Origin of the sequence: Jeotgalicoccus meleagridis (genome assembly GCF_903994045.1) — a bacterium.
Lineage (GTDB): Bacteria > Bacillota > Bacilli > Staphylococcales > Salinicoccaceae > Jeotgalicoccus > Jeotgalicoccus meleagridis.
In genome coordinates this window covers 1-23,331 of record NZ_CAJEWD010000003.1, presented here as the reverse complement: position 1 = coordinate 23,331, position 23,331 = coordinate 1, and the positions used below count along the sequence as shown (strand labels likewise).

Sequence of the window (23,331 nt, the reverse complement as noted above, 5' to 3'; positions counted from 1 at the left end):
ATGGATAAAGACTTGAGACTTGTAGAAATATATAATGATGGATGTGCATTATTTAAGCATATAAGAAAACTTTTATATATTTGAAGAGGTGGGAAAATGTCAGAAGAAAATAAAGGGACTCAAGGAATTGAGAATCCAGATGCTGCCGCTCAAACTGACTCGTTAAAACCGAATGGTCCAGAAGACCGTACTTTAGGTGCATTCGGCTACATGTCATTATGGGTTGGTGATGGTGTTAACATGGGGAACATGACACTAGGAGCTAGTGTTGTAGTTGCCGGGATGGCAGTTTTAAATATTTATCAGACAATAGCAGCAGCCCTTGTTGCGATTGCGATTGTTTCGGTCTTGTTCGCATTGAACGACCGTGCAGGTTATAAATATGGTATTTCTTATGTTACACATCTAAAAGCATCATTTGGGGAAAAAGGGACACTCGTATCGTCACTCCTTCGTGCCGTACCAGCCGTCATTTGGTATGGTATTCAAAGTTGGATCGGTGGTACTGCTCTAAACGAAGTATTCAAAATCTTATCGAATGATCGTTTAGATAATGTCTTTTTAGCATTTATTATTTTACTAGTAGTTCAAATCTTACTATCTATGAAAGGTTTCCATAGTATTAAGATGGTTGAATCTGTTGCATCAGTTGTTCTTTTAGGTATTGTGATTACAGTATTTTATATCTTAGTGAGCGATCCAGTACACAGTGAAAACATCACTAATATTTGGATTCAATCAGATGGTACTTGGGGCGTAGAATTTTTCGCATACGTCATGGTATTCTTAGGTAACTATGCAGCGATCTTCTTAAGTGCTGCTGACTATTCTAGAGAGTTAAAAACAGGTTATACAGATGGTAAACGTAGCTTACTTTACTTCTTACCAATCGTTGTAGCTTATGGTTCAGTAATCGTTGTTGGTGCGATGTTAGCAAGTGCAACAGGTTATGCAAACCCGGCGCTTGGATTACCTGCACTCTTTGAAAGTGAAGGTATGCAGTTATTTATCTCAGCCTTTATTGTCTTTGGTGCGATCGCTGTAAACATGGTAGCAAATATTGTAACACCAACTTATGTGATTCAACTATTTACTAAGTTGAACTATAAAGTTGCTGTAACAATTACAGGTTTACTAGCAATGGGATCATTCCCTTGGGTATTAGTTCAAGATGACAATGCTAAAGGTTTAGACACTTTTGTTCATGTCTACTCAGCATTCTTAGGGCCAATGATTGCAATCTTAGTTATAGAATTCTACGTGTTGAGAAAACAACATATTGATATTGAAGAGCTGTATAGAAAAGGCGGAGACTTTTCTGGTGTCAACTACGCAGCTATCATAGCGCTTATCGTTGGTGCAGCGGCAGCCTTCTTATTCGTAGACTTAGCTTGGTTAATCGGGTTTATTGTCGCAGCAATCGTTTATCCATTAGTGACTAAGTACATGTTTAAGGGCTCAAGCTTTAAAAACAATACAATTTTTGATCAAACAAAATAAAAGTAATAAGAGAGTGAAAACTGTCCACAGTTTTCACTCTCTTTGCTTTTTCATGAAATTTTTGGGTATATGTGAAAGGGAGGTGTATTTATGACGTTAAATATACAATATATCTCAAGTAATAATGCCATTGAAGAAGTTAAGGAACCGACTCAAGTCGAAAGAAGTGCAAGCTTTGTTTGGTATGACTATTCGAGTTTTGATGACAAGGATTTGCTCTTAAGTCATTTCGATGATGTTCCAGAAACTTTACTAGAAGATAAGACAAGAAAAATATATAGACCATCATACTTTACCCAAGATGGTTATCAAATTTTAATCTGTCATAATATCAGAGACACTGAAGCTAGTGCTAAAGCAATCAATATCTTGATTAAAAAAGATATGATTATTACGTTTCACAATGGGGATTTAGAGGATTTTATCGATGTGAAAAGTATTGTAGAGACTATGACAGAAGACTTGGAAATTGATATTGCCTTGTACATACTACATCAAGCGGTCGATCAATATTTTGAAATCTTACACCGGATTGAAGACGAAGTGATAGAGTTCGAAGAAAAGCATGGCGGAGAGAAAAGAAATGAGAATATCAATTCTGTTATGTTTGATATCAAGAGAAAGATATTCAGAGTAAAGAGGGTCATCATACCTATGTCCGAATTGATTGGCAAGTTACAAGAAGAGGATATCTTTAATAGTCAACAAAGCGATCACATTTTTAAACATATCAACACCAAACTCGACAGACAGAAATTAATTATTCAATTCTCCGAAGAGATGGTTGATGAGATTAAGGAAAATTATACGTCTTATAATACTTATCAAATGAATAAAGTCATCAATATTTTAACCATTATCTCTGCAATTTTCTTACCGCTCACTCTGATTACTGGTATCTATGGAATGAACTTTACGAATATGCCAGAGTTAAATTGGCCATATGGTTACTTTATTACACTATTGGTTATGCTTTCAATCAGCATTGGAATGATTATATTCTTTAAATACAAGAGGTGGATGTGAATGAAAGATATATTTAAAAAGAGCATAGATAGTTTAGATGAGACTAAACAAGAGAAACTAAAAGAAGTGTTCGACTGGATAGAAAAACATTATCCAGAATTTGAAGGACAAGTAAAATGGAGTACTCCACTGTATGTCAAAGACGGTAGTTTTATGATTGGAATCAAGCCGAGCAAACATCATTTTTCAGTTAATCCAGAAGCTAAAGGCATTGAAAAATTTAGTGAGAAAATAAAGAATGCAGGCTATAGTCATGAAAAAATGACATACAAAGTAAAATATACAGACGACATGAATTATGATTTACTAAAGGAAATTATCGATTTCAATATTGAGGATAAAAAACATCTAGATACTTTTTGGAGATAGAATGAAAACGTGAATAAGAAGGTGACTTATGACAGATGACAGTGTAATTTATATGAAGAGAAAAGATGTTCCTAGAAACTATGATCCAAAAGGTTTTAATTTTACCTTGTTTGGGATTTTAGCAGCAGGATCTTATTTCTTATTTATAATTTTTGATATTTTTTATAAAACTTTTAACAACTTAGAAGAAAGTGCGTTTAATCGTGCTTACATTATTGCGATTATTCTACTGATTTCATTGATATTAGCTTTTATCTTTAAGGCGGATAAGGGTGATAAGTATTACCAGCTCCATATTGCACCTTCAGGGATCATTATTAAATTTAAACGTGGAGAAAAAATTATCCCTTATGAAGACGTCACAAATATCGTGATTGAGCATGACATTCAAACAGTAATCAAGTTCTATAAAGGTGAAGAAATTATTAAAGAATTGAATCATGTGAAATTTAATGAGAAACAGTTGCTAGGACGTTTAGAACACTTTAATTATCCTGTAGAGGTCAAGCATTTATTAGATTAAATTTTGGCATTTAAGGGTATGCACTTTAATAGAAAAAGAATACTATAGATGGTATGCTTCTTTTTAAGAATTGAGAGGATGAATTAGAATGGCGAACGACATAATTATGCTGGATGATTTAACTTTGGATGTGAAAGAATTAATCAGGGATACAGAAGCAGGTGAGGTGCGTATCACTTTTGACGTAGCTAGTGAAGACTATCACCACTTATCTGAGCATCTATATCAAGAGGAGTTTAAAGTAAGAATTCCAGGTAATAATAATGAAGAATTTGATGGGAAAATCGTTAATTTTTCAACATCTTTGGATAACTTGTATGAAGAAGATAATGTAGGGGAATATAAAATTACTCTGAAAGTGATGGATTAATATGCGTTATAGCATTTTAGATCAAGCACCTATCTCTACAGGAATGACCTCAGAAGTCGCATTGAATAATAGTGTAGAGTTGGCCAAGTTTGCAGACAAACTTGGCTTTAAACGTTTCTGGCTAGCTGAACATCATAGTATGAAAGGACTCGCTTCTACAAGCCCGGAAGTAACACTCACAGCAATTGGTATGGTTACTGAGAATATTAGATTAGGTAGTGGCGCAACCTTATTACCTTATTATAAGCCTTTAAAAGTTGCCGAAAATTATAATACATTAGCAAGTTTAATTGGAGACAGAGTAGATATTGGCATTGGCCGTGCTCCAGGTGGGGATAATAAAGTATCCGAAGCGTTGAGCGATAATTACTTAGCCCATGTATTTAAAATGCCAGAGCTTGTCAGTGATCTCACAAAATTTATTAATGATCGAGATCCTGATTTAAAAGCAGTGCCGAAACCAAGCAGTCAACCTAAATTATGGATGCTTGGAACAAGTGAAAAAAGTGCAACATTTGCAAAAGAAGCTTCATTAAATTATTGCTTTGGCGCTTTTATGTCCGATAAAAACATTGGCGAAGTCCTAGATGTTTATCGTCAAGGTAACGAAGAAGGAGAAGTTATACTCACAGTAAATGTCTATTGCGGTGAATCAGATGACCATGCAGAACAATTGGCCTATCCATATTTGGTGAATCAAGTTCTAAAATCATCGGGACGAGAATTTCCTGGCATACCTTCTCTTGAAGAAGTCAGTGAAATTGAGCTCACAGCAGATGAAAAAAGTGAAATTGATAAAATTAAAGAAAGCTGTATTATCGGTTCAAAAGAAAGTGTGAAACAAGCATTTAAAAACTTAGCTGAAGATTATGATATCGATGAAGTTATGATCGTGACGATTACTCATGATATGAAAGATAAGCTTGAGAGTTATAAGAGAATAAGTGAAATTTAAAAGGGATTCGAGAAATTTTCTCGAATCCTTTTAATTATTAAATCTCGATTTATCTTCAATAAAATGAGTCACTACCATACAAAAGACACCAAAGATTAACATACCTGCAGCAACAAAGGTAATTGCTCTATAAGAGTAGCCATTTGTTAACAAAAAAGAACCCAGTGATGCGCCGATGGAGTTCGATAGGTTAAAGACAGATGCAGCGAGTGTTCCAGCGAGGGCTGGTGCTGTAATCGCAGCATAAATAATTTTTGAGTTTAGCATCGGTGAAATACCGAAAGTTCCAAGGCCAAATAAACCTGATGCAAGGTAAGCAAGATACGGGACTTCAAGCATAAAGGTTAAACCAAATAAGACGAGTGCTAAAAAGAAAATTACGCAGGCGACAGCACCTGTAAGTTTACTCGGCTGAATTTTTCCAGTTGAGAAGTTACCGATGACAGCAAATGTTCCAAACATCAAAAGACTAAAGGTAATCCCTAAGTCTCCTAGACCAGCGATATCTCTAAGCATCGGTTCTAAAAATGTATAGGCTGTAAAGACGCCAGAATAACCAAAGATAATAGTAATCATGAGCATGATGACATTTTTATCTTTTAATGCAGAAAGCTCACTAGAAATTTTAGGAGTATGACCGAGTTTATAATCTGGAGTGACTAGTATAAGTCCTAAGAGATTAATTATGCCTAAAAAGACGATAATCCAAAAGACGACTCTCCAATCTAAAACTGCACCGACGTAGGAACCAAAAGGTACACCTAGCATGACTGCGATGACTAAACCACCATTCACAAGTGCGACTGCACCAGTTTTTTTATGAGGTGGTGAAATTGCCATGGCCAGACTCATCATAACACCGAAAAATGGTGCATGCATTGAAGCGGATAGTAATCTTGATAAAAGTAGAACTTCAAAATTTGGCGCGGTTGCGGCAACGATATTACTAATAATGAATATAGAAATCAACATGATTAACAATAATTTAGGTGGAAATTTTAAGGTGAGTAAGCGAATGATCGGTCCAAAAAATGCAACACTTAAAGCGTAGACACTAAGCAGCAGTCCAGTCGTTGACACTTGGACATTTAAATCATTAGCAAACTGCGTTAAGAGACCTGTGACGACATATTCTGTCATGCCGACCGCAAAAGCACCAATCATAAAAATTGAAATCACTAGGGATCTAGGTGGATTTTTAATCATATAAGCCTCCTCAGTTAAAAAAGTACAAAGGAAATCTTATTACAGTATAGACTTGAAGTCTAGCCATCAAATCAATGAAACTGTTTCCATATGAAAATAATTTTATATATTTGACAGAATATTAAGGAAAATGCTAACATACTAATCAATTGAATAAATAAAATTCTTATCAAGAGAGGTGTAGGGAATAGGCCCGACGATACCTCAGCAACAGGCCGAATGTGGTACTGTGCTAATTCCTTTAGTTATTTGTGACTTGAAGATGAGAAGATGGACATGTATTCCTCTTTTTAATCTCGACACATTAAAAGGGGTTTTATTTATTTAAAAATAAATTCGAAAGAGGTTGTAACATGTCAGCACCATTTAAAGCGGATCACGTTGGAAGTTTACTCAGACCAGAAAGAATTCATCAAGCTAGAAAAGATTTTGAAGCAGGTGAAATTTCTAAGGATGAGCTCTTTAAAATTGAAACTGAAGAAATAGAAAAAGTTGTTGATAAACAAATAGAAGTCGGCCTAAAAGCAGTTACAGATGGAGAGTTTAGACGCCGCTTTTGGCATACAGACTTCATGGAGCACGTCGGTGGATTTGAAGGTTATGTTCCAGAAGAAGGATATACTTTCAAAGGTATGAAAACAGAAGCCTATAATATCCGTAATATCGGTAAAATCTCATTCGATAAAAACCATCCACACGTTAAGGAGTTTATCTTGTTTAAAGAAATCGTCGGTGATAGAGCAGTTCCTAAACAAACGATTCCTTCACCTAACCAATTCTTTAACTATGGTGTTCGTAATAAAGAAATTTATCCTGATATTGAAGAATATGCTGATGACATTATTGCAGCCTATCAAGACGCCATACTCGCTTTCTATGATGTAGGTTGTCGTTATTTACAACTAGATGATGTTTATATTGCTAGACTGAATACAGAAGAAGAGCCTTACCAAGAAAGTGGTTATAACCGTGAGCAACTCATCGATCTTGCTCTAAGAGTAGTGAACGGAGCCCTAGAGGTTAAACCAGATGACATGGTCATTACAACACATCTATGTCGAGGAAATTACCGTTCTACTTGGGCTTTTGAAGGTTCATATGCCAAAATTGCCCCTGTTTTATTTGCTAAAGAAAAGGTGGACGGTTTCTTTTTAGAATATGATGACGACCGTTCGGGTGACTTTAAACCCCTTGCTGAAATTCCAAATGGCGGACCAAGTGTAGTACTCGGCTTACTCACTTCAAAATCAGGTGAACTTGAAGACAAAGAAGTAATCAAAGCACGCATTGAAGAAGCGAGTCAGTTTGTACCGAAAGAACAATTATGTTTAAGTCCCCAATGTGGATTCTCTTCAACACACCACGGTAATGTTCTTACAGAAGAAGAACAGTGGAGAAAATTAAGATACGTCATTGATCTTGCTGAAGAATTATTATAAGCCAAAGACCACTCATGATATAATCATGAGTGGTTATTTATGTAAAGGAGTATAATAATGGGGAAATACTATGCAGTAAGAAAAGGCCATCAAACTGGCATCTTTAATGATTGGCCAACTTGTCAAAAAGCAGTAAAAGGCTATAGTGGAGCTGAGTTTAAATCCTTTAAAACAAAAAAAGAAGCAGAAGACTTTTTAAATGGTGGTTCTAATGCACCTAAAAACATTCCGTTATCATCTTTAATTGCCTATGTTGACGGTTCATATGATAGAAGAAGTGAAAAAGCAGGTTTTGGGGCAGTATTAATTGTCGATGACAAGGTAATTCATACTAAGGCTCAAAGAGCGGAAGTTAACCCTAAAGCTAACTTGTGGAATGTTGGGGCTGAAATTGCTGGCATCTTATATGCAGTTGATTGGGCCATAAAAAACGGTTATCCAGAGATCTATGTGTATTACGATTATCTTGGTCTTGAAAAATGGTACACTAAAGAATGGCAAGCTAAGAATGAAGTGACACAACAATATGTTCGTACGATGCATGCCTATAAAGAGAAAATTAAGATACATTTTTATAAAGTTAAAGCACATACTGGAGTAAAATATAACGAGCTTGCTGATGAGCTTGCTAAACAAGCGGTAAATAAATAGGAGCGATTATGCACATACTATTATTTGTTCTCGTTGGGGGACTATTAATTAAATTCTTTACGATTAGTTTTTTAAACAAGGAGAGAATTCATTTCTCTTTTGATGAGAGAAGATATTTCACTGATGAAAAAAGCATTGCCAAAGTGATGAGAATGAAACTACAAGTTAAAGAAAGAGTGTTTTTTGTAGTGATGATAGTCCTTTATCTTGCAGCGATTATCGTATATTTCTCGGGAAATAATGAATTTGGTATTTGGTTGTTAATGTCAGTGGTCATCTTACAACTCGTCATGAATATGGTTACTGATTTTTCTCTATATCGAACATTTTACGACAAGGCCAATCTAGTAATGCTTGTGATTTGGTTATTTGCTATTGTTGGTGTCGTTGTATTAACTAATGTCTACATTATTTAAAATGAAGAGGGAGCACATATGACTGATAAAAAACTGATTTTTTTCGATATTGACGGTACGCTTTATAACTCGGATAAAAAAGTGCCAGCAAAAGCTCAAGAAGCCATTTTGAAATTAAAAGATGAGGGCCATATTGTTGCTATTGCAACCGGTCGTGGACCATTTATGTTCAAAGAATTGAGAGAATCACTTGGCATAGAGACTTATATTAGTTACAACGGTCAATATATTGTCTATGAAGGAGAAGTCATTTATCAAAATGCTATCTCTGAAGAAACGCTTGATGATTTAACAAAACGTGCCTACAAGAATGATCATCCTGTCGCTTATTGCGATGAAAATGATCTCAGGGTGAGTACTAGAGAGCATAATCATGTTAAAGAAGGGATTGGCTCTTTAAAGTTAAACTTCCAAGTAAATGAAGATCGTTCTTACTATCAAAATAACGATATTTATCAAGCTTTACTTTTCTGTGAAGAGGGTGAAGAAGATCCATATATTAAAGCCTTTGATGACGTGTATTTTCTTAGATGGCATGAGTTTGCCACAGACGTCATACCTAAAGGTGGATCTAAGGCTAAAGGTATTGAAATGTTAATAGAAAAAATGGGAATTGACTTAGCTCAAGTTTACGCTTTTGGAGATGGACCTAACGATGTAGAGATGCTCAGTTTAGTTAAAAATAGTGTTGCTATGGGTAATGGCGTCGATGAAGTAAAAAGAGTGAGTCGCTACCAAACAGGTCACGTTGATGACAATGGTTTAGTAGAAGGATTAGAGATGACTGGTTTAATATAAACCAGTCATTTTTATGTTTATACAAATACACTAAGGGTATTGATAACTGTTAGGAAGATAGGTTAGTCTTATTTATAATTATTCTAAATAAGACTTGATTAATATTTTCCTGCTTGCTATAATGAATATATAGATAAGAATGATTCTAAATAAGAAGTTGCGAAAAATGAAGTTTATATAAAGAAAAGGGAAAGGTGATTTTATAATGGTACAAGTAAAAGAAAAAGCAGCAGTAATCGAGGCACTTAACAAACAACTCGCTAACAACACAGTATTATGGACTAAATTACACAACTATCACTGGTACGTTAAAGGACCTAACTTCTTCTCACTACATGCTAAATTTGAAGAACTATATGATGCAGTAGGTATTTACGTTGATGATTTAGCAGAAAGAATCCTTACTTTAGACGGTGAGCCAATTGCTAAATTAACAGAAGCACTTGAAGAATCAAGTATTGATGAAGCTGAATATGGTTTAGATGCTAAAGCTATGGTTAAACAATTAACTGAGGACTTTGAAGTATTATCAGCTGAACTTGCTCAAGCAGTTAAAACTGCAGATGAAGCAGGAGATGACCGTACTGCAGATATGTTCACAGGTATTTCTCAAGATATCGAGAAAAATAACTGGATGCTTAAATCATATTTAGGCCAATAATAAAATTTTTAACTCAATATTAAACAAAAAGCGACGTCACTGTGACGTCGCTTTTTCGTCATGTATTCTGATTAAGATTACTCTACCACGAATAGATAATGACCAATTGTTTGGCTGAGTTCTACATTCTCTTTGGTCGTTTTATTTTCTATGAAGAGTAAGTCTAGCTTTTTATCACTACCAGTTATAATAATCTGGTCTTGGACATTTAAATTCGCACGTTTAAAATATTGAACTAATTTTTCTTCATTCAACATACGAGAAATGGTCACTGTTTTACCAATTTTAACATCGGATAAGCGTACAGAAACTTTTTCTTGTTGATCCATTAAGTCTAGAGGGATCGCACCACCATGTGGGCAGTGTGTTGGATAATCTAAATAAGCTTCTAGTCGATCTGCTAATATATCGCTTGTGGAATGCTCTAGTAATTCAGCTTCGTCGTGAACTTCATCTTGTGAAAAATTAAGGTTTTTCACGAGAAACACTTCCCATAAACGATGTTTTCTTATTAAACGTTTAGCATATTCAGCGCCTTCTTTTGTTAGCTTAGAGCCTTTATAAGGAATATATTCAACCCAACCTGTCTTAACCAAGCTGTTCATCATCTCTGTTACTGTTGGTGGGGCAATACCTAAACGTTCTGCAATTTCTTTATTAGGAACTTGAATCTTCCAAGCGCCGAGTTCAAACAATACTTTTAAATAATCTTCTTTAGTGGGGCTCATGGTTACCCTCCATTCACAAAGTTCATCACTAATTATGAAGAACTTTTATGGAACTGGCAAATGAATTTTACTTAAGATTGGACCATCTTTTCTAAATAAGAATACAAGAAAGAAGCTAATCATAGAGATGACAGCGACACTTCCTGAAATCGAAGTATCGGTTAAGTAACCAAAAGTACCACCGACTAAACTGTTGATAGCGGCAAACATTAGACTAATCCATATCATGGTTGATAATTTTTTAGATAATAAAAAAGCTGTTGCAGCTGGAGCCGTGAAGAAACTAATGACCAGTATAGTGCCAACTGCATCAAAGGCAGTAACAGCAGTGACTGAAACTAAAGACATCAAACTGTAGTAAATAATGCTTGTTGAAAAGCCTGAAACTATTGAGTAGACAGGGTCGAAACTTGATAGTTTAAGCTCCTTGTAAAATAAGGCGACGAATGTGACGTTAATCAGTAATACAATGGCTAACTGCCATAATGCGTAAGGTAGATCGATTCCTAAAATTTCTATTCTATTAAGCGGTGCAAATAGTACCTGACCCATGAGGACGATATCAAGATCTAGATGAATATTATCTAAGTATTTACTAACTAAAATAACGGCTAGGGCAAAGAGGGATGTAAAGACTAGGCCAGTCGCTGCATCTTTAGAAACGAGTTTTGACTGACCTATAACTTCAATAAGATAGACGGTGATCAAACCAACTAGGGTTGCTCCAATAATCAAAAGAGGTGAACGTAAGTCATTTGTTATAAAAAATGCGATGACAATTCCAAGTAAGATAGTATGGCTAATCGCATCTGTTGTCATTGCTTGGCCTCTTAAAACTAAAAAGACACCGAGTAGTGCGGTTGATAGGGCAGTGAGTAGTAAGACGAGCAATACTTCTATCATAGTTGATTACCGACCCTTCTTTTATTTATTAATGCTTTGATGGGTCCACTTGGTGCAACAATTAAAGAAATTAAGAGGGCACAAGAAAGTACTAAGATAATCGCTGGCCCTGTTGCAATACCGACAAATGCTGTGGACAGATAAGTACCTATAAATGCAGATATCCCAGCTACAATCATGCCGAGAGCTAAAACATAAGGATAGCTTGTACACCATAGACGTCCGATTACAGTGGGTGCAATCAGTAAGTTTACAATTAGGATCGCACCGACAGCTTTCAGCCCAACAGCAATTAGGGAAATCGTCATAATTAAAACCAGACCATTCATTAAAGATTGTTTGATTCCGAGCGTTTGACTAAAGGTTTGGTCAAAAATATATATTTTTATAGGTTGATAAAATACATAGAATAAGAGAAGACTGACCACGGCTGCAGCTATAATTAAATACACATCACTTCTAAGCATGTAGGCGGCTTGACCAAATATGAAGTCATCGATCCCTTGTGAACCATTAAAGTTTGGGTGCCCTTGAACATAGCTTTTTAAGACAAGACCTAGTCCGAAAAAACCACTTAGAATAAGGGCTAGAGCACTATCTAAAGTAACTTTTGAATGATCTGTTATCTTCTGAATTAAGTGAAAAGCTAAGATGCCAAAGACGATTGCACCAATAATTAAGTAAGCACTATCTAAAACACCGAAGATCATAAATGCTAAGACTACACCTGGAAAAGTTGCATGCCCGATTGCATCTCCAATTAAACTCTGTCCTTTAAAGACGGATATAGAACCGATACAAGCACATGCGACTGCTAAAACCAAAGTGCCTAGCATCACAATGATGAATGAATAAGAAGAAAGAATATCCACTATTCATCACTCATTTCATAGTAAGTATTTTTAATATTTCCTTCTGTCAAAACATCATTAACACTACCCGATGCTTGGATAGTTTGATTGAGCATGATGACATGATCGAAGTAGTCTGGAACTGTGGATATATTATGATGAACGATGAGGAAGGTTTTGCCTTTTTCTTGCAGGTTCTTGATGGTTTCCATAATCAAGGCTTCTGTCTTAATATCAATACCTTGAAGCGGTTCATCCATAATGTATATATCAGCTTCTTCTGCCATGGCACGTGCTAAAAACACCCTCTGTCTCTGTCCACCTGACAGTTGTGAAATTTGTCGATCTTTAAACTTGATCATCTTCATTGCTTTTAAAGCATTTAAAGCAATGTCTTTATCCTCTTTACTCGGTCTCTTAAACCAACCCATATGGCTATATCGTCCCATGATAACAACGTCCAAAACAGTAGTTGGAAAATCCCAATTGACATCACCTTTTTGAGGCACATAGGCAATCTTTTGGCGTGCCTTTTTGGAATCATCACCTTCTATTGAGACTTGTCCTGTGACTCTTTTTTCTAAGGACAGAATAGCTTTAATCAAAGTAGACTTACCCGCACCATTAGGACCGACAATTGCTGTTCTGGATGCTCTTTTTAATTTCAAATTTATATTTTCTATGGCAATCTTTCCTTGGTATGCCACAGTTAAATCTTGTGTTTCAATCGCATAATCAAACAAAATACCCGCTCCTTATTTTAAATTATCTACAATCGTATCGATATTATGTTTATACATAGTGATGTAACTATCACCAACGTTTCCTTCTTTAGCTAAAGAGTCTGATAGTAATTTATCGTCTTCATTATTAACAAGTTCTACGTCCTGACCTTTAGAGGAAACAATCTCTTTAAGTCTCTTCATCTGATTAGGGTTGGTAGTGGTCTCTAAGAAAATAGATTTAATATTATTGTCTACAATGATATTAGCTGTTTCTTCAATTGCTTGATTGGAAACTTCACCATCTGTTGAAAATCCTTGTGGCGCATGAACGCGTATATCTTGTGTCAGTGCTAAATAACCAAAAGCATCATGAGGAGTGATTAAAATTCTCGATTCTTGTGGAATCTCATCTATTCTATTCTCTACATAAACTTGAAGTTCATTAAGTTCTTTAATATATGCCTCATAGTTTTCTTCATATTGTTCTTGAGCTGATGGATTATTCTTGACGAGTACTTCTTTAACCTCAGTAAAAGCTTGTTTGTAAAGCTCTATATCAAACCAGAAATGTGGATCTGTCATTGTTTCACTTCCTTCTTTCATTTCTGTTAAATGACTCGTCTCAAAATTTCGAGTGATGGAAGTACCTTCTTTAAGTAAATCAGCCATTCTCCCTTCAAAATTTAAGCCGTGATATAAAACATAATCAGCCTGATCAATTTTTCTTAAATCACTAGCCTTAGGCTCATACACATGGGGATCCTCCCCTGCTGGAATAAGGAGCTCCACGTTATAGCCTTCAATATTATTTTCTAAAACAGACACCATATCATTTATAAAAGTCGTGGTTACAACGATATTTTCCTTGCTATTAGCTGCCGCTTCATCCTTAGAACAAGCGACGAGAAAGGAAGAAAGCAAAAGTATTATAAGGGGTAGTAGTTTTTTCATATGTAGTTCTCCTTGGTTATCCTAAATTTAATTATTAGGTTACCCTAAATATAAAAATTCGTCAAACCGAATAAACCGTGAGACAAAAAAACCTGACAATCTCAAAGTTCAGATTGCCAGGTTTTTTATTTATAGTATTAATCTATTTCTCTTGGGTTAGTTGCCCACATTTCACTATTTTTAACAAAGGTTCTTGGATGGATTTTTAAGTTATTTACGATAATATCTGCAATATCTTCTGGGTGTGTCATCGTTTCTGGATCAAGACTCGGCTCTCTAGTTAGTACTGCTGATGGTGTGAGGTAAGAAACTCTTATATTATCTTTTCTCACTTCTCTCATGACGCCTTCAGTTAAGCCAATTACTGCATGCTTTGAAGCAGAGTATAGAGCACTAGTGGCAGAGGCGCGCAGGCCAGAGACTGAAGCAATATTGACGACATCTCCACTTTGTTTGTCTTGCATGTGAGGAAGAGCCGCTTTCATCACATAATACATTCCAAATACGTTGACATCGATCATTTGTCTAAACATGTCTTCATTATCATCAAAAAATGAGCCGCCACCCATAATACCAGCATTGTTGATTAAAATATCAATTTTACCAAATTCCTCAATAACAGAAGATACAATTTCGTCAGCTTCTATTTTATTTGAAACATCTCCGCGTACAGCAATGGTAGATACCTTGTATTGATTTAATGTTTGTAAAGCCTCTTTTAAAGTATCTTCATTTCTTGCTGTAATTGCGACATTGACACCTTCACGAGCTAAGGCTTCTGCGGTTTTAAGGCCGATCCCCTTAGAACCACCAGTAATGAGTGCAGTTTTTCCAGATAAATCCTGCATATTCTCTCCTCCTGATTTCAATTGATATTATGAAATACTATCATTTTTAAGTATAATGAAAGTGATAAAATAATTAAATCGATATGCCTAATAACTGAGGAGGGGAAATACATGACAGAACGTGGTCAAACGAATATATTTGATGATGTGCTTAAAGAAAACGAATCATTTGTTATTGTAGTACAAGAAGTGATGGATAATAATGGTGCGCTAACAAAAAAGATCTTACGTGAATATCCAAGCTTAGATCACACAGCAATGAAAAATCTCTTTGAACATTTAAAAGATACTTACACAAATGAACCACATAGTGAGTATGGTAGCTACTTTGACATTACTGTCTATACGAATGAGGATTATGCGGCAGAAAATATTTATGCACATACTAAGAAGTATAGAAACAGAAAAGAATGGACAAAAACCTCGAAATAAAAGGAGTAAGCAATATGAGAATGGTAGATATTATCGCTAACAAACGCGACGGCAAAGAACTAACTAAAGAAGAAATTGAGTTTTTTATCAATGGCTATACCAAGGGAGAAATTCCTGACTATCAAGCTTCAGCTTTATTAATGGCAATTTTCTTTAATGATATGACTGCACAAGAGTCGGCAAACTTAACTATGGCAATGGTAAATTCAGGAGATCAAATCGATTTATCAGCTATTGAGGGCGTTAAAGTTGATAAACATTCCACAGGCGGAGTTGGTGACACGACGACTCTAGTATTGGCGCCACTTGTAGCAGCCTTAGATATTCCAGTAGCTAAAATGAGTGGACGTGGGCTTGGCCACACAGGTGGAACCATTGATAAGTTAGAAGCACTGGATGGTTTCCACGTGGAACTTAGCCAAGAAGATTTTGTAAATCTCGTTAATAAAGATAAGCTAGCAGTTATTGGTCAATCAGGAAATCTAACACCTGCCGATAAATTAATTTACGCACTACGTGACGTTACAGCAACTGTAAACTCTATTCCACTTATTGCAAGTTCGATTATGTCTAAAAAAATTGCAGCAGGTGCTGATGCTATCGTCTTAGATGTAAAAGTCGGTGATGGTGCATTTATGAAGACTGAAGAAGATGCAGTTCAACTTGCAAAAGCGATGGTGGAAATTGGGAATAATGTAGGTCGTCGTACCATGGCAATTATTTCTAGTATGGAAGAACCACTAGGTTATGCAATCGGGAATGCTAATGAAGTTCGTGAAGCGATAGACACGCTAAAAGGCGAAGGACCAGAGGACTTAAAAGAGTTATCTCTAACTTTAGCAAGTCAAATGGCAGTCGCGAGCGGTAAAGTTCAGACTACAGAAGAAGCACGTGAACTTTTAGAAAAAGTCATTGCAGATGGTTCAGCCTTAGAAAAATTCAAAGCGTTTGTTAATAATCAAGGTGGCAATGGCAGTCTCGTTGATCAACCTGAAAAACTTCCTACTGCAAAATATAATATTGATGTTTTAGCGACAGCCAGTGGTTATGTAGATAGCATTGATGCAGAACAAGTCGGTGTTGCAGCGTCTATTCTTGGTGCAGGACGCCAGACTAAAGAAGATGAGATTGATCTTGCTGTAGGTATTATTCTCCATAAGAAAGTTGGAGATGCAGTTAAAGAAGGCGATGTACTTGCGACTTTAGAAGCGAATACTGAAGCAGTTGAGGATGTTGTGAAAAAAGTACAAAATAGCTACCACTACGGACAAGATCAAAAACAAACTAAACTAATCAAACGCATAATTACTGCTTAGGTGAGGAGACAAAATATGATTGAAGAATTAATTCCACAATATAAATTACTAGAAGAAAGCTTCCAAAATAAGGTGAAAAAACAATTTGATGAGCTTGATCTAAATCTCATTAAACATGTATATCAAGATGTTTATCTTACTGGCAATGAAGTTGACTTAACAAAGATTGAAGAAGTGCCTTACGTCTTAAAAGAAGATTTAAATCTTGACGTAGTGACTGAAAAAGCAAAAAAAGCAATCAATGATGGTGAGGTTGCTGTTGTACTACTTGCTGGTGGCCAAGGAACCCGTTTAGAACACACTGGGCCAAAAGGTACTTTTTCTTTTGAAGGTGTGTCTCTATTTGAATTACAAGCGAGACAATTACTTCAATATAAAAAAGTTGATGGCTCACTACCAGTGCATTGGTACATTATGACGAGTGACATTAACCATGAGGAGACTGTTTCATTCTTTAAAGAACATACTTATTTTGAAGTGCCTGAAGAAAACATTCATTTCTTTAAACAGGAGCATTTCCCGCCACTTTCAAAAGATGGAGAACTCCTCTTAACACCTGATAAAGATATCATGCTAACGCCGAATGGTAATGGTGGAATTTTTGCTTCTCTAAAAAATAGCGGTATGTTGGAAGACATGGAAGCTCGCGGTGTCACAACAGTCTTTATGAACAACGTTGATAATGTTGTAGTTAAAGTGCTAGATCAAGCTTTAGTTGGCTTGCACTTAGAAGATGGCAATGATGTGACATCTAAATCCATTACGCCTAAAGAAGGCGAATCTGTTGGACGTCTTGCAGTAATCGACGGCTTTAAAGGTGTTGTTGAATACACTGAATTACCTGAAGGTAGTGAATATCAGTTCACCAACGGTAATATCGGGATTCACGTTTATAGTATGAATTTTCTACATGAGGCAGCAGATGGGGCGATGCCATACCATTTAGCTTTGAAAAAACTTGAACATTTAGGGCCTAGTCTTGAAGTGACTAAAGAGGAAGTCTTGAAGTTTGAGAAATTCTATTTCGATGCTTTTAAATATGCAGGTAAACATAATACCTTACAAGTAGATAGAAAAGGTGAATTTTCACCACTAAAAAACAAAGTGGGCAATGACAGCATCGAAACAGCCTTTAAGGATTTAGAGGAAGAAGGATTGATTTAATGACTGAAGAGTCAAGACACATGAATGATAACTATGAAGGAGAAAAGGTTTCATCGAGAATTGAGAGAACCTTAAAAAATGTTGTGCCCTTAAGTTTTGGCGAAGAAGTTGCTAATGCGGTCAGCCATGGTGTTGCGGCGATTATCTTTATCTTCTTACTACCATTTACTGCTGTGTTCATGTACGTGAATGGTGGAGTTGATCATGCCGTTGGAGGTTCAATATTTGTCATCAGCATGTTACTAATGTTCTTGACTTCCACTCTCTATCATTCAATGGCTCATAATACGAGCCATAAGTATGTGATGAGATTGTTGGATCATAGCTTTATCTATATCGCAATTGCAGGAACTTATACACCAATTGCGATATCCGTTGTCGGTGGTAAATTTGGTATCATCATCTTGGTGGTTCAGTGGCTGGCGACAATTTTAGGTATCTTGTATAAAGTCTTAGCACCAGTTGTGAATGAGAAGGTCAGTTTGACCATTTATTTAGTCATGGGTTGGTCAGCAGTCGCATTTATACCAGCAGTCATTACTAATACTTCTTGGGTGTTTATCGCACTTATTCTTCTCGGTGGCATTTTTTACACTATCGGTGCTTGGTTCTACGCACAAAAAACACGTAAGTATTTCCATGTCATCTGGCATTTCTTTATTATTGCTGCAGCGATTTGCCATTATCTAGCGATAGTTTTCTACATTTAATGAATAGATACAGAAGAATAATTAAAAGAGGATGGTCTTATGAAAATTGTATTTTACGGTGCTGGTAATATGGCTAGCGCAATCTTTACGGGGATGATCCATAAAGGTATTGTCGATGCTAAAAACATTTATATTACTAGTAAATCTAACAGGGTAGCAGCTATGGCTTTTAAAGAGTCTCTTGGCTTAAACGTGTCTTATAACGATAAAGAACTCTGTGAAGATGCAGATTATATAGTGCTTGCTTCTAAACCCCAAAACTTTACTGATGTGGCCGAGAGAATTAAAGCCCACTTAAGTAAGAAAACTAAGCTCATTTCGATTATGGCAGGCATTCGCATTGATACTGTACTCGAAGTATTTGGAACGGCTAATCCAGTCGCCCGCATTATGCCAAATACCAATGCCATGGTTCAACATTCAGTGAACGGTATCGCTTTTTCGGATAACTTTGAAGATAAAGATGAACTTATTCACTTAATGGCAAGCTTTGGTAAAAATGTTGTCGTTGAAGAAGATGGTATGGATAACATTACTGCTGCTACTGGCTCAGGACCAGCATTTTTATACTACATTTATGAACAGTATGCTAATAGTTTAATTGAGCTCGGTTTTTCAGAGGAAGATGCACAAGCGCTAACACGTGAGTTAGTCATTGGAACAGGGAAAACTTTACTTGAAAGAGATGAATCTTTTGAGCAGTTGAGAAAAGATATTACATCTAAGGCAGGCACTACAGAAGCGGGTCTAGATACTCTGTCTGAATTTAAGTTGCAAGAAATGATCTTTAAAACTTTAGGTTCTGCTAGAGATCGCAGCAAAAAACTAAGTGAACAATAAATGAAACGATCAATACTTTCATATATAATTATATATGAAAGTATTTTTTATGAGGATGGATACGATGGCTGATTTATATTTTAATGGAACAATCTATACTATGACTGGTGAAAACGAAACACAGGAAGCAGTCTTAGTTGAAGATAACAAAGTAAAAAGAACAGGAAGTTATGAAGAACTAAAGGAACAAGCGGATCACTTTATCGATTTACAAGAAAAAACCATGATGCCGGCTTTAACTGATGTCCATCAACATTTGATTATGATTGGTAAAAAACTAGCATCTCTAGCCTTAGATGATGTTACGGATATTGACCTTATGAAAGAAAAAGTAGCTAGTTTTGATTCTGGTCATCAGTGGAATAACATTTTAGGCTACGATGAAAACAACTTTGATAATCAATATAAAATAAAGATTGATGAACTAGATCAACTGACGTCCAAACCAACTTTAATCACTAGAATATGTTCACACGCTGGAGTAGTGAATTCAGAAGCTTTTAAGAGAGCTGGAATTGCTGATGATGTGAAAGATCCTGAAGGTGGCTACTTCGAAAGAGATGAAGAAGGTAAGTTAACAGGTTGGGTATATGACAAAGCGTTTGAAATGATGAGAGCGGCCACTGTTGATGATACAGTTGAGTCTATTTCTAAAGATATTACAAGAGCTGTTAAATACATGCAGTCACTAGGTATAGCAAATGTGCATACAGAAGATCTAGCATACTATGGTGATTTTAACGTACCATTAGATGCTTATCTTTCTACACTTGGGGAAGATGGTCTTAAATTCCGTGTGAACTTGCTAACTCATGAACAGGTCTATGATGATGTTGTCAAAGCTAACAAGACATATAAGCCGAATTATGTTGAGAGAGATGCTATGAAAATCTTTGCCGATGGTGCTTTCGGGGCAAAAACTGCACTTGTCAGTGAGCCTTATGAACACACGGATCAACACGGACTCCAAATTCACTCTAAAGAAAAGCTAGAGGCGATGGTTAAAAATGCGAGAAGTAATGATGACGCGATTGCTGTTCATATGATTGGTGACCAGGCAATAGAAATGGTACTTGATGCGATTGAAAAATATCCAGTGGCAAAAGGTAAGCATGACAGATTGATTCATATCAGCTTACTTAGACCGGATTTAATTGAGCGCATGTCGAAACTGCCAGTGGTTTGTGATGTTCAACCCACCTTTTTAACTTCAGACATGCCGTGGGTAGAAGAATACATCGGTTCAAATCGTGCGAAGTATTTATATCCTTTTAAAACTTTACTTGATAAAGGACTCATTTTAGGTGGCTCATCCGATGCACCGATAGAGAAAGTTAATCCTTTCTTAGGCATTCATGCTTTGATTACACGTCAAGATGGTGGCACAGTTTATAATCCGAATGAAGTCGTTGAACGTTTTGAAGCCTTTAAAATGTATACGAGCGAAGCAGCTAAAATTGTTTATAGAGAAGATGTACAGGGACAAATAAAAGAAGGATATTTTGCGGACTTTATCGTCTTAGATCGTGATGTGATGAAGGTTGAGGCAAATGAGTTAAAAGAGACAAAGGTTTTAAAAACAATCATCGATGGAGAAACAGTATTTGAGATGTAAGAATCTGTTCAATATTAGAAGATATTAGTCAGGGATATCTTGTGTTATCATAAATCTAATTGAAACAAGTTGAAGAAGGAGCGTTTACATGGTTACTGAAAGTCAGGTAAGAGAGATTGTTGGCGACTTAAATGATCCAATTTTAAATGTGCCAATCAGTGAAACAGAGGGGCTTATCGAGTTAAGTATTAAAGAAGAAAAAAACCACGTGAGTTTGAAGATTGCAATTGGACGTGAGGGAGGCCAAGAACAATTAGACCTTCAGATGAAGATTGTAAACCTTCTTAAAGAAGCGGGAGCTGACAGTGTAGGCTTAAGATTTACTGAACTACCAGATGAAACAATCGAGAAATTCCGTTCAACTAGAGGAGCAGCAATGGAACTTGGCTTTACTTTAGGACAGACGGAGTTTATCTCCATTGCATCTGGTAAAGGTGGCGTAGGTAAATCAACAGTAGCTGTCAATCTAGCTGTTGCTCTAGCAGCAAAAGGTAAAAAAGTGGGTCTGATCGATGCAGACATTTATGGTTTCAGTGTCCCCGACATGATGGGGATTACTGAAAGACCTGAACTTGATGGTGAGAGAATTATCCCCGTCAAACGCTTTGGAGTAGAGGTCATTTCAATGGCTTTCTTCGTCGAAGAGAACACACCAGTTATTTGGAGAGGGCCGATGCTTGGTCAAATGCTAACCAGCTTTTTTGAAGAAGTAAACTGGGGTGACTTAGACTATCTACTATTAGACCTACCACCAGGAACAGGTGACGTGGCATTAGATGTTCACCAAATGTTACCACATAGTAAAGAAATAATCGTAACGACGCCACATCCAACAGCAGCATTTGTAGCTGCTCGTGCAGGTGCTATGGCACAACATACAGATCATGAAATTATTGGGGTCATCGAAAACATGTCTTACTTTGAAAGTAAGGAGACTCGTAAAAAAGAATACATCTTTGGTTCAGGTGGTGGGCAAAAGCTAGCAGATGAATTAAACACTGAGCTTTTAGGTCAACTACCATTAGGTCAGCCAGACTGGGATGAAAAAGACTTTGCACCTTCTGTCTATAAGGATGATGAAATTAGTCGGGTATATGAAGCCATTGCAGATAAAGTGATTGGGGAATCAGCTAAATGACATCAAAGTATTTAGTTAAATTCTACTTTGTCACACTATTGATTGGTGCTACCATCACAACCTTGATTAGTTTAGTTACTGAATACGATTCAGTAACTACCTTTCTTTTTCAAGGAGAGTTTGGAGACTTCTTTGTTGGTCTTATCTACTTAATAGGATATGGGCTATTAATCGCCACAGTCAGCCAAGTGGTTTTCTACATATATCTATTTATTAATCCATTAGGTTTAGGGATCTTTAGATCGTTTTGGCCATATATACAAATACTCCTAATATTATATGCGATATTTGATCTCTTCTATTTAAGATTCAGAGAAGTAGGTACTGCTCACGAATCAACATGGTCTTATGTCTGGATTCCAATCATTATAGTCATCGCTGCATTTATCGTTGCTTTCTATAAGAATAAAGTATCTGAGACAAACGTCTTCATCCCTTCTTTATTCTTTATGATCTTTATGACTTCTATAACTCTGATTCCTTTTATATCAGTAGAAGATACGGAATGGATATATCGTTCAGTATTTACAGTTATTATCACGAATGCTTATCAACTACTCAGAATGCCTAAGTATATAGAAGATTCTAAACAAGATAAGATTAGAAGAGGTAAGACAACAAAGGCGGATTATAACGAACAAAAGAGAGCTGAATTAGAAAAAGAACAAGCTCTAAGACAAGAAAAGAATAAGAAACAAACGAAGACGAATAAGAAAATGGGTTATAAAAATCAAACAAGAATGGCAAGAAAAAGTAAGAAAGATAAGTAATGCTGAATAAATTTACAAAGAGGAATGCCGCCAAATCAAGCTTTGGCGGCATTTCTATATATTTTTTATAAATAAATAAGAAAATGTGTTGACGGTTAAGAAATAACTTGATAAGATATAAAAGTCGTCAAAACAAGACGTAATCAAAAAATAACAAACTTAACATTAATTTAATAAAAGTCTTGCAAAAGATTTTTAGATATGTTAAGATAACTAAGCATTAAGAAAAGAACATTGAAAACTGAATGACAATATGTCAACGTTTAATTCCGATAAAAACAGACTTCTTTAAGAAGTTACTTGAGGCGCACAAGGCAAACGCAAAACGTGATATTGAATTATCACACGAGAGCTTAGACAAGTTTTCCAATCATGGAGAGTTTGATCCTGGCTCAGGATGAACGCTGGCGGCGTGCCTAATACATG

Annotated in this window: 27 protein-coding genes and 1 riboswitch; of the genes, 20 read left to right on the top strand and 7 right to left on the bottom strand. The window is 36.0% G+C overall.

Features of this window, described 5'->3' with window-relative positions; genetic code table 11:
- Positions 1-96 precede the first annotated feature (96 nt).
- The 6 genes from JEOSCH030_RS00160 to JEOSCH030_RS00135 all read left to right on the top strand — a co-directional run bounded on the left by JEOSCH030_RS00160 (position 97) and on the right by JEOSCH030_RS00135 (position 4,743).
- The gene (locus JEOSCH030_RS00160; protein WP_183369064.1) at positions 97-1,500 is read left to right on the top strand and encodes an NCS1 family transporter; all 1,404 of its coding nucleotides are present in this window, start codon (positions 97-99) and stop codon (positions 1,498-1,500) included.
- Positions 1,501-1,590: 90 nt separating this feature from the next.
- On the top strand, positions 1,591-2,526 hold the full coding sequence (locus JEOSCH030_RS00155; protein WP_183369062.1) for a CorA family divalent cation transporter: 936 nt from the start codon (positions 1,591-1,593) through the stop codon (positions 2,524-2,526).
- A complete protein-coding gene (locus tag JEOSCH030_RS00150; protein ID WP_183369060.1) occupies positions 2,527-2,895 on the top strand; it encodes a DUF1801 domain-containing protein in 369 nt (122 codons plus the stop codon).
- 28 nt (positions 2,896-2,923) lie between these two features.
- The gene (locus JEOSCH030_RS00145) at positions 2,924-3,418 is read left to right on the top strand and encodes a hypothetical protein (protein WP_183369058.1); all 495 of its coding nucleotides are present in this window, start codon (positions 2,924-2,926) and stop codon (positions 3,416-3,418) included.
- 88 nt (positions 3,419-3,506) lie between these two features.
- Positions 3,507-3,788: a DUF3219 family protein gene (locus tag JEOSCH030_RS00140; RefSeq protein WP_183369056.1), complete on the top strand. Its 282-nt coding sequence runs from the start codon at positions 3,507-3,509 to the stop codon at positions 3,786-3,788.
- Between the two features lies 1 nt (position 3,789).
- Entirely contained in the window at positions 3,790-4,743 is a 954-nt protein-coding gene (locus tag JEOSCH030_RS00135; protein ID WP_183369054.1) for an MsnO8 family LLM class oxidoreductase, read from the top strand.
- Positions 4,744-4,773: 30 nt separating this feature from the next.
- On the opposite strand, the gene JEOSCH030_RS00130 is transcribed toward JEOSCH030_RS00135, so the two are convergent.
- The gene (locus JEOSCH030_RS00130) at positions 4,774-5,949 is read right to left on the bottom strand and encodes an MFS transporter (RefSeq protein ID WP_183369052.1); all 1,176 of its coding nucleotides are present in this window, start codon (positions 5,947-5,949) and stop codon (positions 4,774-4,776) included.
- A 163-nt stretch (positions 5,950-6,112) separates the two neighbouring features.
- A riboswitch (SAM riboswitch) is annotated at positions 6,113-6,218 on the top strand.
- 84 nt (positions 6,219-6,302) lie between these two features.
- Between JEOSCH030_RS00130 and JEOSCH030_RS00125 the strand changes: the two genes are divergently transcribed.
- From JEOSCH030_RS00125 to JEOSCH030_RS00105, 5 genes are all read left to right on the top strand, one after another.
- Complete coding sequence (locus tag JEOSCH030_RS00125; protein WP_183369050.1) at positions 6,303-7,388, top strand: 5-methyltetrahydropteroyltriglutamate--homocysteine S-methyltransferase; 1,086 nt, start codon at positions 6,303-6,305, stop codon at positions 7,386-7,388.
- A gap of 57 nt (positions 7,389-7,445) precedes the next feature.
- The gene (locus tag JEOSCH030_RS00120; RefSeq protein ID WP_183369048.1) at positions 7,446-8,039 is read left to right on the top strand and encodes a ribonuclease H1 domain-containing protein; all 594 of its coding nucleotides are present in this window, start codon (positions 7,446-7,448) and stop codon (positions 8,037-8,039) included.
- Between the two features lie 8 nt (positions 8,040-8,047).
- Positions 8,048-8,455: a hypothetical protein gene (locus JEOSCH030_RS00115; RefSeq protein ID WP_183369046.1), complete on the top strand. Its 408-nt coding sequence runs from the start codon at positions 8,048-8,050 to the stop codon at positions 8,453-8,455.
- Positions 8,456-8,473: 18 nt separating this feature from the next.
- Positions 8,474-9,253 carry a Cof-type HAD-IIB family hydrolase gene (locus JEOSCH030_RS00110; RefSeq protein ID WP_183369044.1) on the top strand — a complete coding sequence of 260 codons (780 nt, stop codon included), beginning with the start codon at positions 8,474-8,476 and terminating at the stop codon, positions 9,251-9,253.
- Positions 9,254-9,458: 205 nt separating this feature from the next.
- Complete coding sequence (locus tag JEOSCH030_RS00105; RefSeq protein WP_183369042.1) at positions 9,459-9,914, top strand: Dps family protein; 456 nt, start codon at positions 9,459-9,461, stop codon at positions 9,912-9,914.
- Between the two features lie 77 nt (positions 9,915-9,991).
- On the opposite strand, the gene JEOSCH030_RS00100 is transcribed toward JEOSCH030_RS00105, so the two are convergent.
- From JEOSCH030_RS00100 to JEOSCH030_RS00075, 6 genes are all read right to left on the bottom strand, one after another.
- Positions 9,992-10,642, bottom strand: coding sequence for a metal-dependent transcriptional regulator (locus JEOSCH030_RS00100; RefSeq protein ID WP_183369040.1), 651 nt, complete (start codon positions 10,640-10,642; stop codon positions 9,992-9,994).
- Positions 10,643-10,687: 45 nt separating this feature from the next.
- On the bottom strand, positions 10,688-11,545 hold the full coding sequence (locus JEOSCH030_RS00095; RefSeq protein WP_183369038.1) for a metal ABC transporter permease: 858 nt from the start codon (positions 11,543-11,545) through the stop codon (positions 10,688-10,690).
- Positions 11,542-12,417, bottom strand: a complete 876-nt coding sequence (locus JEOSCH030_RS00090; RefSeq protein ID WP_235962172.1) for a metal ABC transporter permease — start codon at positions 12,415-12,417, stop codon at positions 11,542-11,544. The genes JEOSCH030_RS00095 and JEOSCH030_RS00090 overlap by 4 nt, the downstream gene beginning before the upstream one ends.
- Positions 12,417-13,139 carry a metal ABC transporter ATP-binding protein gene (locus JEOSCH030_RS00085; protein WP_183369036.1) on the bottom strand — a complete coding sequence of 241 codons (723 nt, stop codon included), beginning with the start codon at positions 13,137-13,139 and terminating at the stop codon, positions 12,417-12,419. Before JEOSCH030_RS00085 ends, JEOSCH030_RS00090 begins: the two co-directional genes overlap by 1 nt.
- 12 nt (positions 13,140-13,151) lie before the next feature.
- Positions 13,152-14,072 (bottom strand): metal ABC transporter solute-binding protein, Zn/Mn family, encoded by a 921-nt coding sequence (locus JEOSCH030_RS00080; protein WP_183369034.1) that lies wholly within the window; start codon positions 14,070-14,072, stop codon positions 13,152-13,154.
- 137 nt (positions 14,073-14,209) lie between these two features.
- A complete protein-coding gene (locus JEOSCH030_RS00075) occupies positions 14,210-14,920 on the bottom strand; it encodes an SDR family NAD(P)-dependent oxidoreductase (RefSeq protein WP_183369030.1) in 711 nt (236 codons plus the stop codon).
- Between the two features lie 111 nt (positions 14,921-15,031).
- On the opposite strand from JEOSCH030_RS00075, the gene JEOSCH030_RS00070 reads away from it, so the two are divergent.
- From JEOSCH030_RS00070 to JEOSCH030_RS00030, 9 genes are all read left to right on the top strand, one after another.
- Entirely contained in the window at positions 15,032-15,352 is a 321-nt protein-coding gene (locus tag JEOSCH030_RS00070) for a hypothetical protein (RefSeq protein WP_183369028.1), read from the top strand.
- A 14-nt stretch (positions 15,353-15,366) separates the two neighbouring features.
- Complete coding sequence (locus JEOSCH030_RS00065) at positions 15,367-16,668, top strand: pyrimidine-nucleoside phosphorylase (protein WP_183369026.1); 1,302 nt, start codon at positions 15,367-15,369, stop codon at positions 16,666-16,668.
- Positions 16,669-16,683: 15 nt separating this feature from the next.
- Positions 16,684-17,832: a UTP--glucose-1-phosphate uridylyltransferase gene (locus JEOSCH030_RS00060; RefSeq protein ID WP_183369024.1), complete on the top strand. Its 1,149-nt coding sequence runs from the start codon at positions 16,684-16,686 to the stop codon at positions 17,830-17,832.
- Entirely contained in the window at positions 17,832-18,542 is a 711-nt protein-coding gene (gene trhA, locus JEOSCH030_RS00055) for a PAQR family membrane homeostasis protein TrhA (RefSeq protein ID WP_183369022.1), read from the top strand. The genes JEOSCH030_RS00060 and trhA overlap by 1 nt, the downstream gene beginning before the upstream one ends.
- Before the next feature lie 39 nt (positions 18,543-18,581).
- The gene (gene proC, locus JEOSCH030_RS00050) at positions 18,582-19,382 is read left to right on the top strand and encodes a pyrroline-5-carboxylate reductase (RefSeq protein WP_183369020.1); all 801 of its coding nucleotides are present in this window, start codon (positions 18,582-18,584) and stop codon (positions 19,380-19,382) included.
- A gap of 64 nt (positions 19,383-19,446) precedes the next feature.
- On the top strand, positions 19,447-20,997 hold the full coding sequence (locus JEOSCH030_RS00045; protein WP_183369018.1) for an amidohydrolase: 1,551 nt from the start codon (positions 19,447-19,449) through the stop codon (positions 20,995-20,997).
- An 88-nt stretch (positions 20,998-21,085) separates the two neighbouring features.
- Positions 21,086-22,135: a P-loop NTPase gene (locus JEOSCH030_RS00040; RefSeq protein ID WP_183369016.1), complete on the top strand. Its 1,050-nt coding sequence runs from the start codon at positions 21,086-21,088 to the stop codon at positions 22,133-22,135.
- Positions 22,132-22,905, top strand: coding sequence for a KinB-signaling pathway activation protein (locus tag JEOSCH030_RS00035; protein ID WP_183369014.1), 774 nt, complete (start codon positions 22,132-22,134; stop codon positions 22,903-22,905). The genes JEOSCH030_RS00040 and JEOSCH030_RS00035 overlap by 4 nt, the downstream gene beginning before the upstream one ends.
- A 245-nt stretch (positions 22,906-23,150) precedes the next feature.
- Entirely contained in the window at positions 23,151-23,306 is a 156-nt protein-coding gene (locus tag JEOSCH030_RS00030; RefSeq protein ID WP_183369012.1) for a hypothetical protein, read from the top strand.
- Positions 23,307-23,331: the final 25 nt, after the last annotated feature.

What these genes read in the sequence shown, in the direction of transcription:
- JEOSCH030_RS00160 (WP_183369064.1), top strand. Translation starts at nt 97, where the DNA reads ATGTCAGAAGAAAATAAAGGGACTCAAGGAATTGAGAATCCAGATGCT.
- JEOSCH030_RS00155 (WP_183369062.1), top strand. Translation starts at nt 1,591, where the DNA reads ATGACGTTAAATATACAATATATCTCAAGTAATAATGCCATTGAAGAA.
- JEOSCH030_RS00150 (WP_183369060.1), top strand. Translation starts at nt 2,527, where the DNA reads ATGAAAGATATATTTAAAAAGAGCATAGATAGTTTAGATGAGACTAAA.
- JEOSCH030_RS00145 (WP_183369058.1), top strand. Translation starts at nt 2,924, where the DNA reads ATGACAGATGACAGTGTAATTTATATGAAGAGAAAAGATGTTCCTAGA.
- JEOSCH030_RS00140 (WP_183369056.1), top strand. Translation starts at nt 3,507, where the DNA reads ATGGCGAACGACATAATTATGCTGGATGATTTAACTTTGGATGTGAAA.
- JEOSCH030_RS00135 (WP_183369054.1), top strand. Translation starts at nt 3,790, where the DNA reads ATGCGTTATAGCATTTTAGATCAAGCACCTATCTCTACAGGAATGACC.
- JEOSCH030_RS00130 (WP_183369052.1), bottom strand. Translation starts at nt 5,949, where the DNA reads ATGATTAAAAATCCACCTAGATCCCTAGTGATTTCAATTTTTATGATT.
- JEOSCH030_RS00125 (WP_183369050.1), top strand. Translation starts at nt 6,303, where the DNA reads ATGTCAGCACCATTTAAAGCGGATCACGTTGGAAGTTTACTCAGACCA.
- JEOSCH030_RS00120 (WP_183369048.1), top strand. Translation starts at nt 7,446, where the DNA reads ATGGGGAAATACTATGCAGTAAGAAAAGGCCATCAAACTGGCATCTTT.
- JEOSCH030_RS00115 (WP_183369046.1), top strand. Translation starts at nt 8,048, where the DNA reads ATGCACATACTATTATTTGTTCTCGTTGGGGGACTATTAATTAAATTC.
- JEOSCH030_RS00110 (WP_183369044.1), top strand. Translation starts at nt 8,474, where the DNA reads ATGACTGATAAAAAACTGATTTTTTTCGATATTGACGGTACGCTTTAT.
- JEOSCH030_RS00105 (WP_183369042.1), top strand. Translation starts at nt 9,459, where the DNA reads ATGGTACAAGTAAAAGAAAAAGCAGCAGTAATCGAGGCACTTAACAAA.
- JEOSCH030_RS00100 (WP_183369040.1), bottom strand. Translation starts at nt 10,642, where the DNA reads ATGAGCCCCACTAAAGAAGATTATTTAAAAGTATTGTTTGAACTCGGC.
- JEOSCH030_RS00095 (WP_183369038.1), bottom strand. Translation starts at nt 11,545, where the DNA reads ATGATAGAAGTATTGCTCGTCTTACTACTCACTGCCCTATCAACCGCA.
- JEOSCH030_RS00080 (WP_183369034.1), bottom strand. Translation starts at nt 14,072, where the DNA reads ATGAAAAAACTACTACCCCTTATAATACTTTTGCTTTCTTCCTTTCTC.
- JEOSCH030_RS00075 (WP_183369030.1), bottom strand. Translation starts at nt 14,920, where the DNA reads ATGCAGGATTTATCTGGAAAAACTGCACTCATTACTGGTGGTTCTAAG.
- JEOSCH030_RS00070 (WP_183369028.1), top strand. Translation starts at nt 15,032, where the DNA reads ATGACAGAACGTGGTCAAACGAATATATTTGATGATGTGCTTAAAGAA.
- JEOSCH030_RS00065 (WP_183369026.1), top strand. Translation starts at nt 15,367, where the DNA reads ATGAGAATGGTAGATATTATCGCTAACAAACGCGACGGCAAAGAACTA.
- JEOSCH030_RS00060 (WP_183369024.1), top strand. Translation starts at nt 16,684, where the DNA reads ATGATTGAAGAATTAATTCCACAATATAAATTACTAGAAGAAAGCTTC.
- trhA (WP_183369022.1), top strand. Translation starts at nt 17,832, where the DNA reads ATGACTGAAGAGTCAAGACACATGAATGATAACTATGAAGGAGAAAAG.
- proC (WP_183369020.1), top strand. Translation starts at nt 18,582, where the DNA reads ATGAAAATTGTATTTTACGGTGCTGGTAATATGGCTAGCGCAATCTTT.
- JEOSCH030_RS00045 (WP_183369018.1), top strand. Translation starts at nt 19,447, where the DNA reads ATGGCTGATTTATATTTTAATGGAACAATCTATACTATGACTGGTGAA.
- JEOSCH030_RS00040 (WP_183369016.1), top strand. Translation starts at nt 21,086, where the DNA reads ATGGTTACTGAAAGTCAGGTAAGAGAGATTGTTGGCGACTTAAATGAT.
- JEOSCH030_RS00035 (WP_183369014.1), top strand. Translation starts at nt 22,132, where the DNA reads ATGACATCAAAGTATTTAGTTAAATTCTACTTTGTCACACTATTGATT.
- JEOSCH030_RS00030 (WP_183369012.1), top strand. Translation starts at nt 23,151, where the DNA reads ATGACAATATGTCAACGTTTAATTCCGATAAAAACAGACTTCTTTAAG.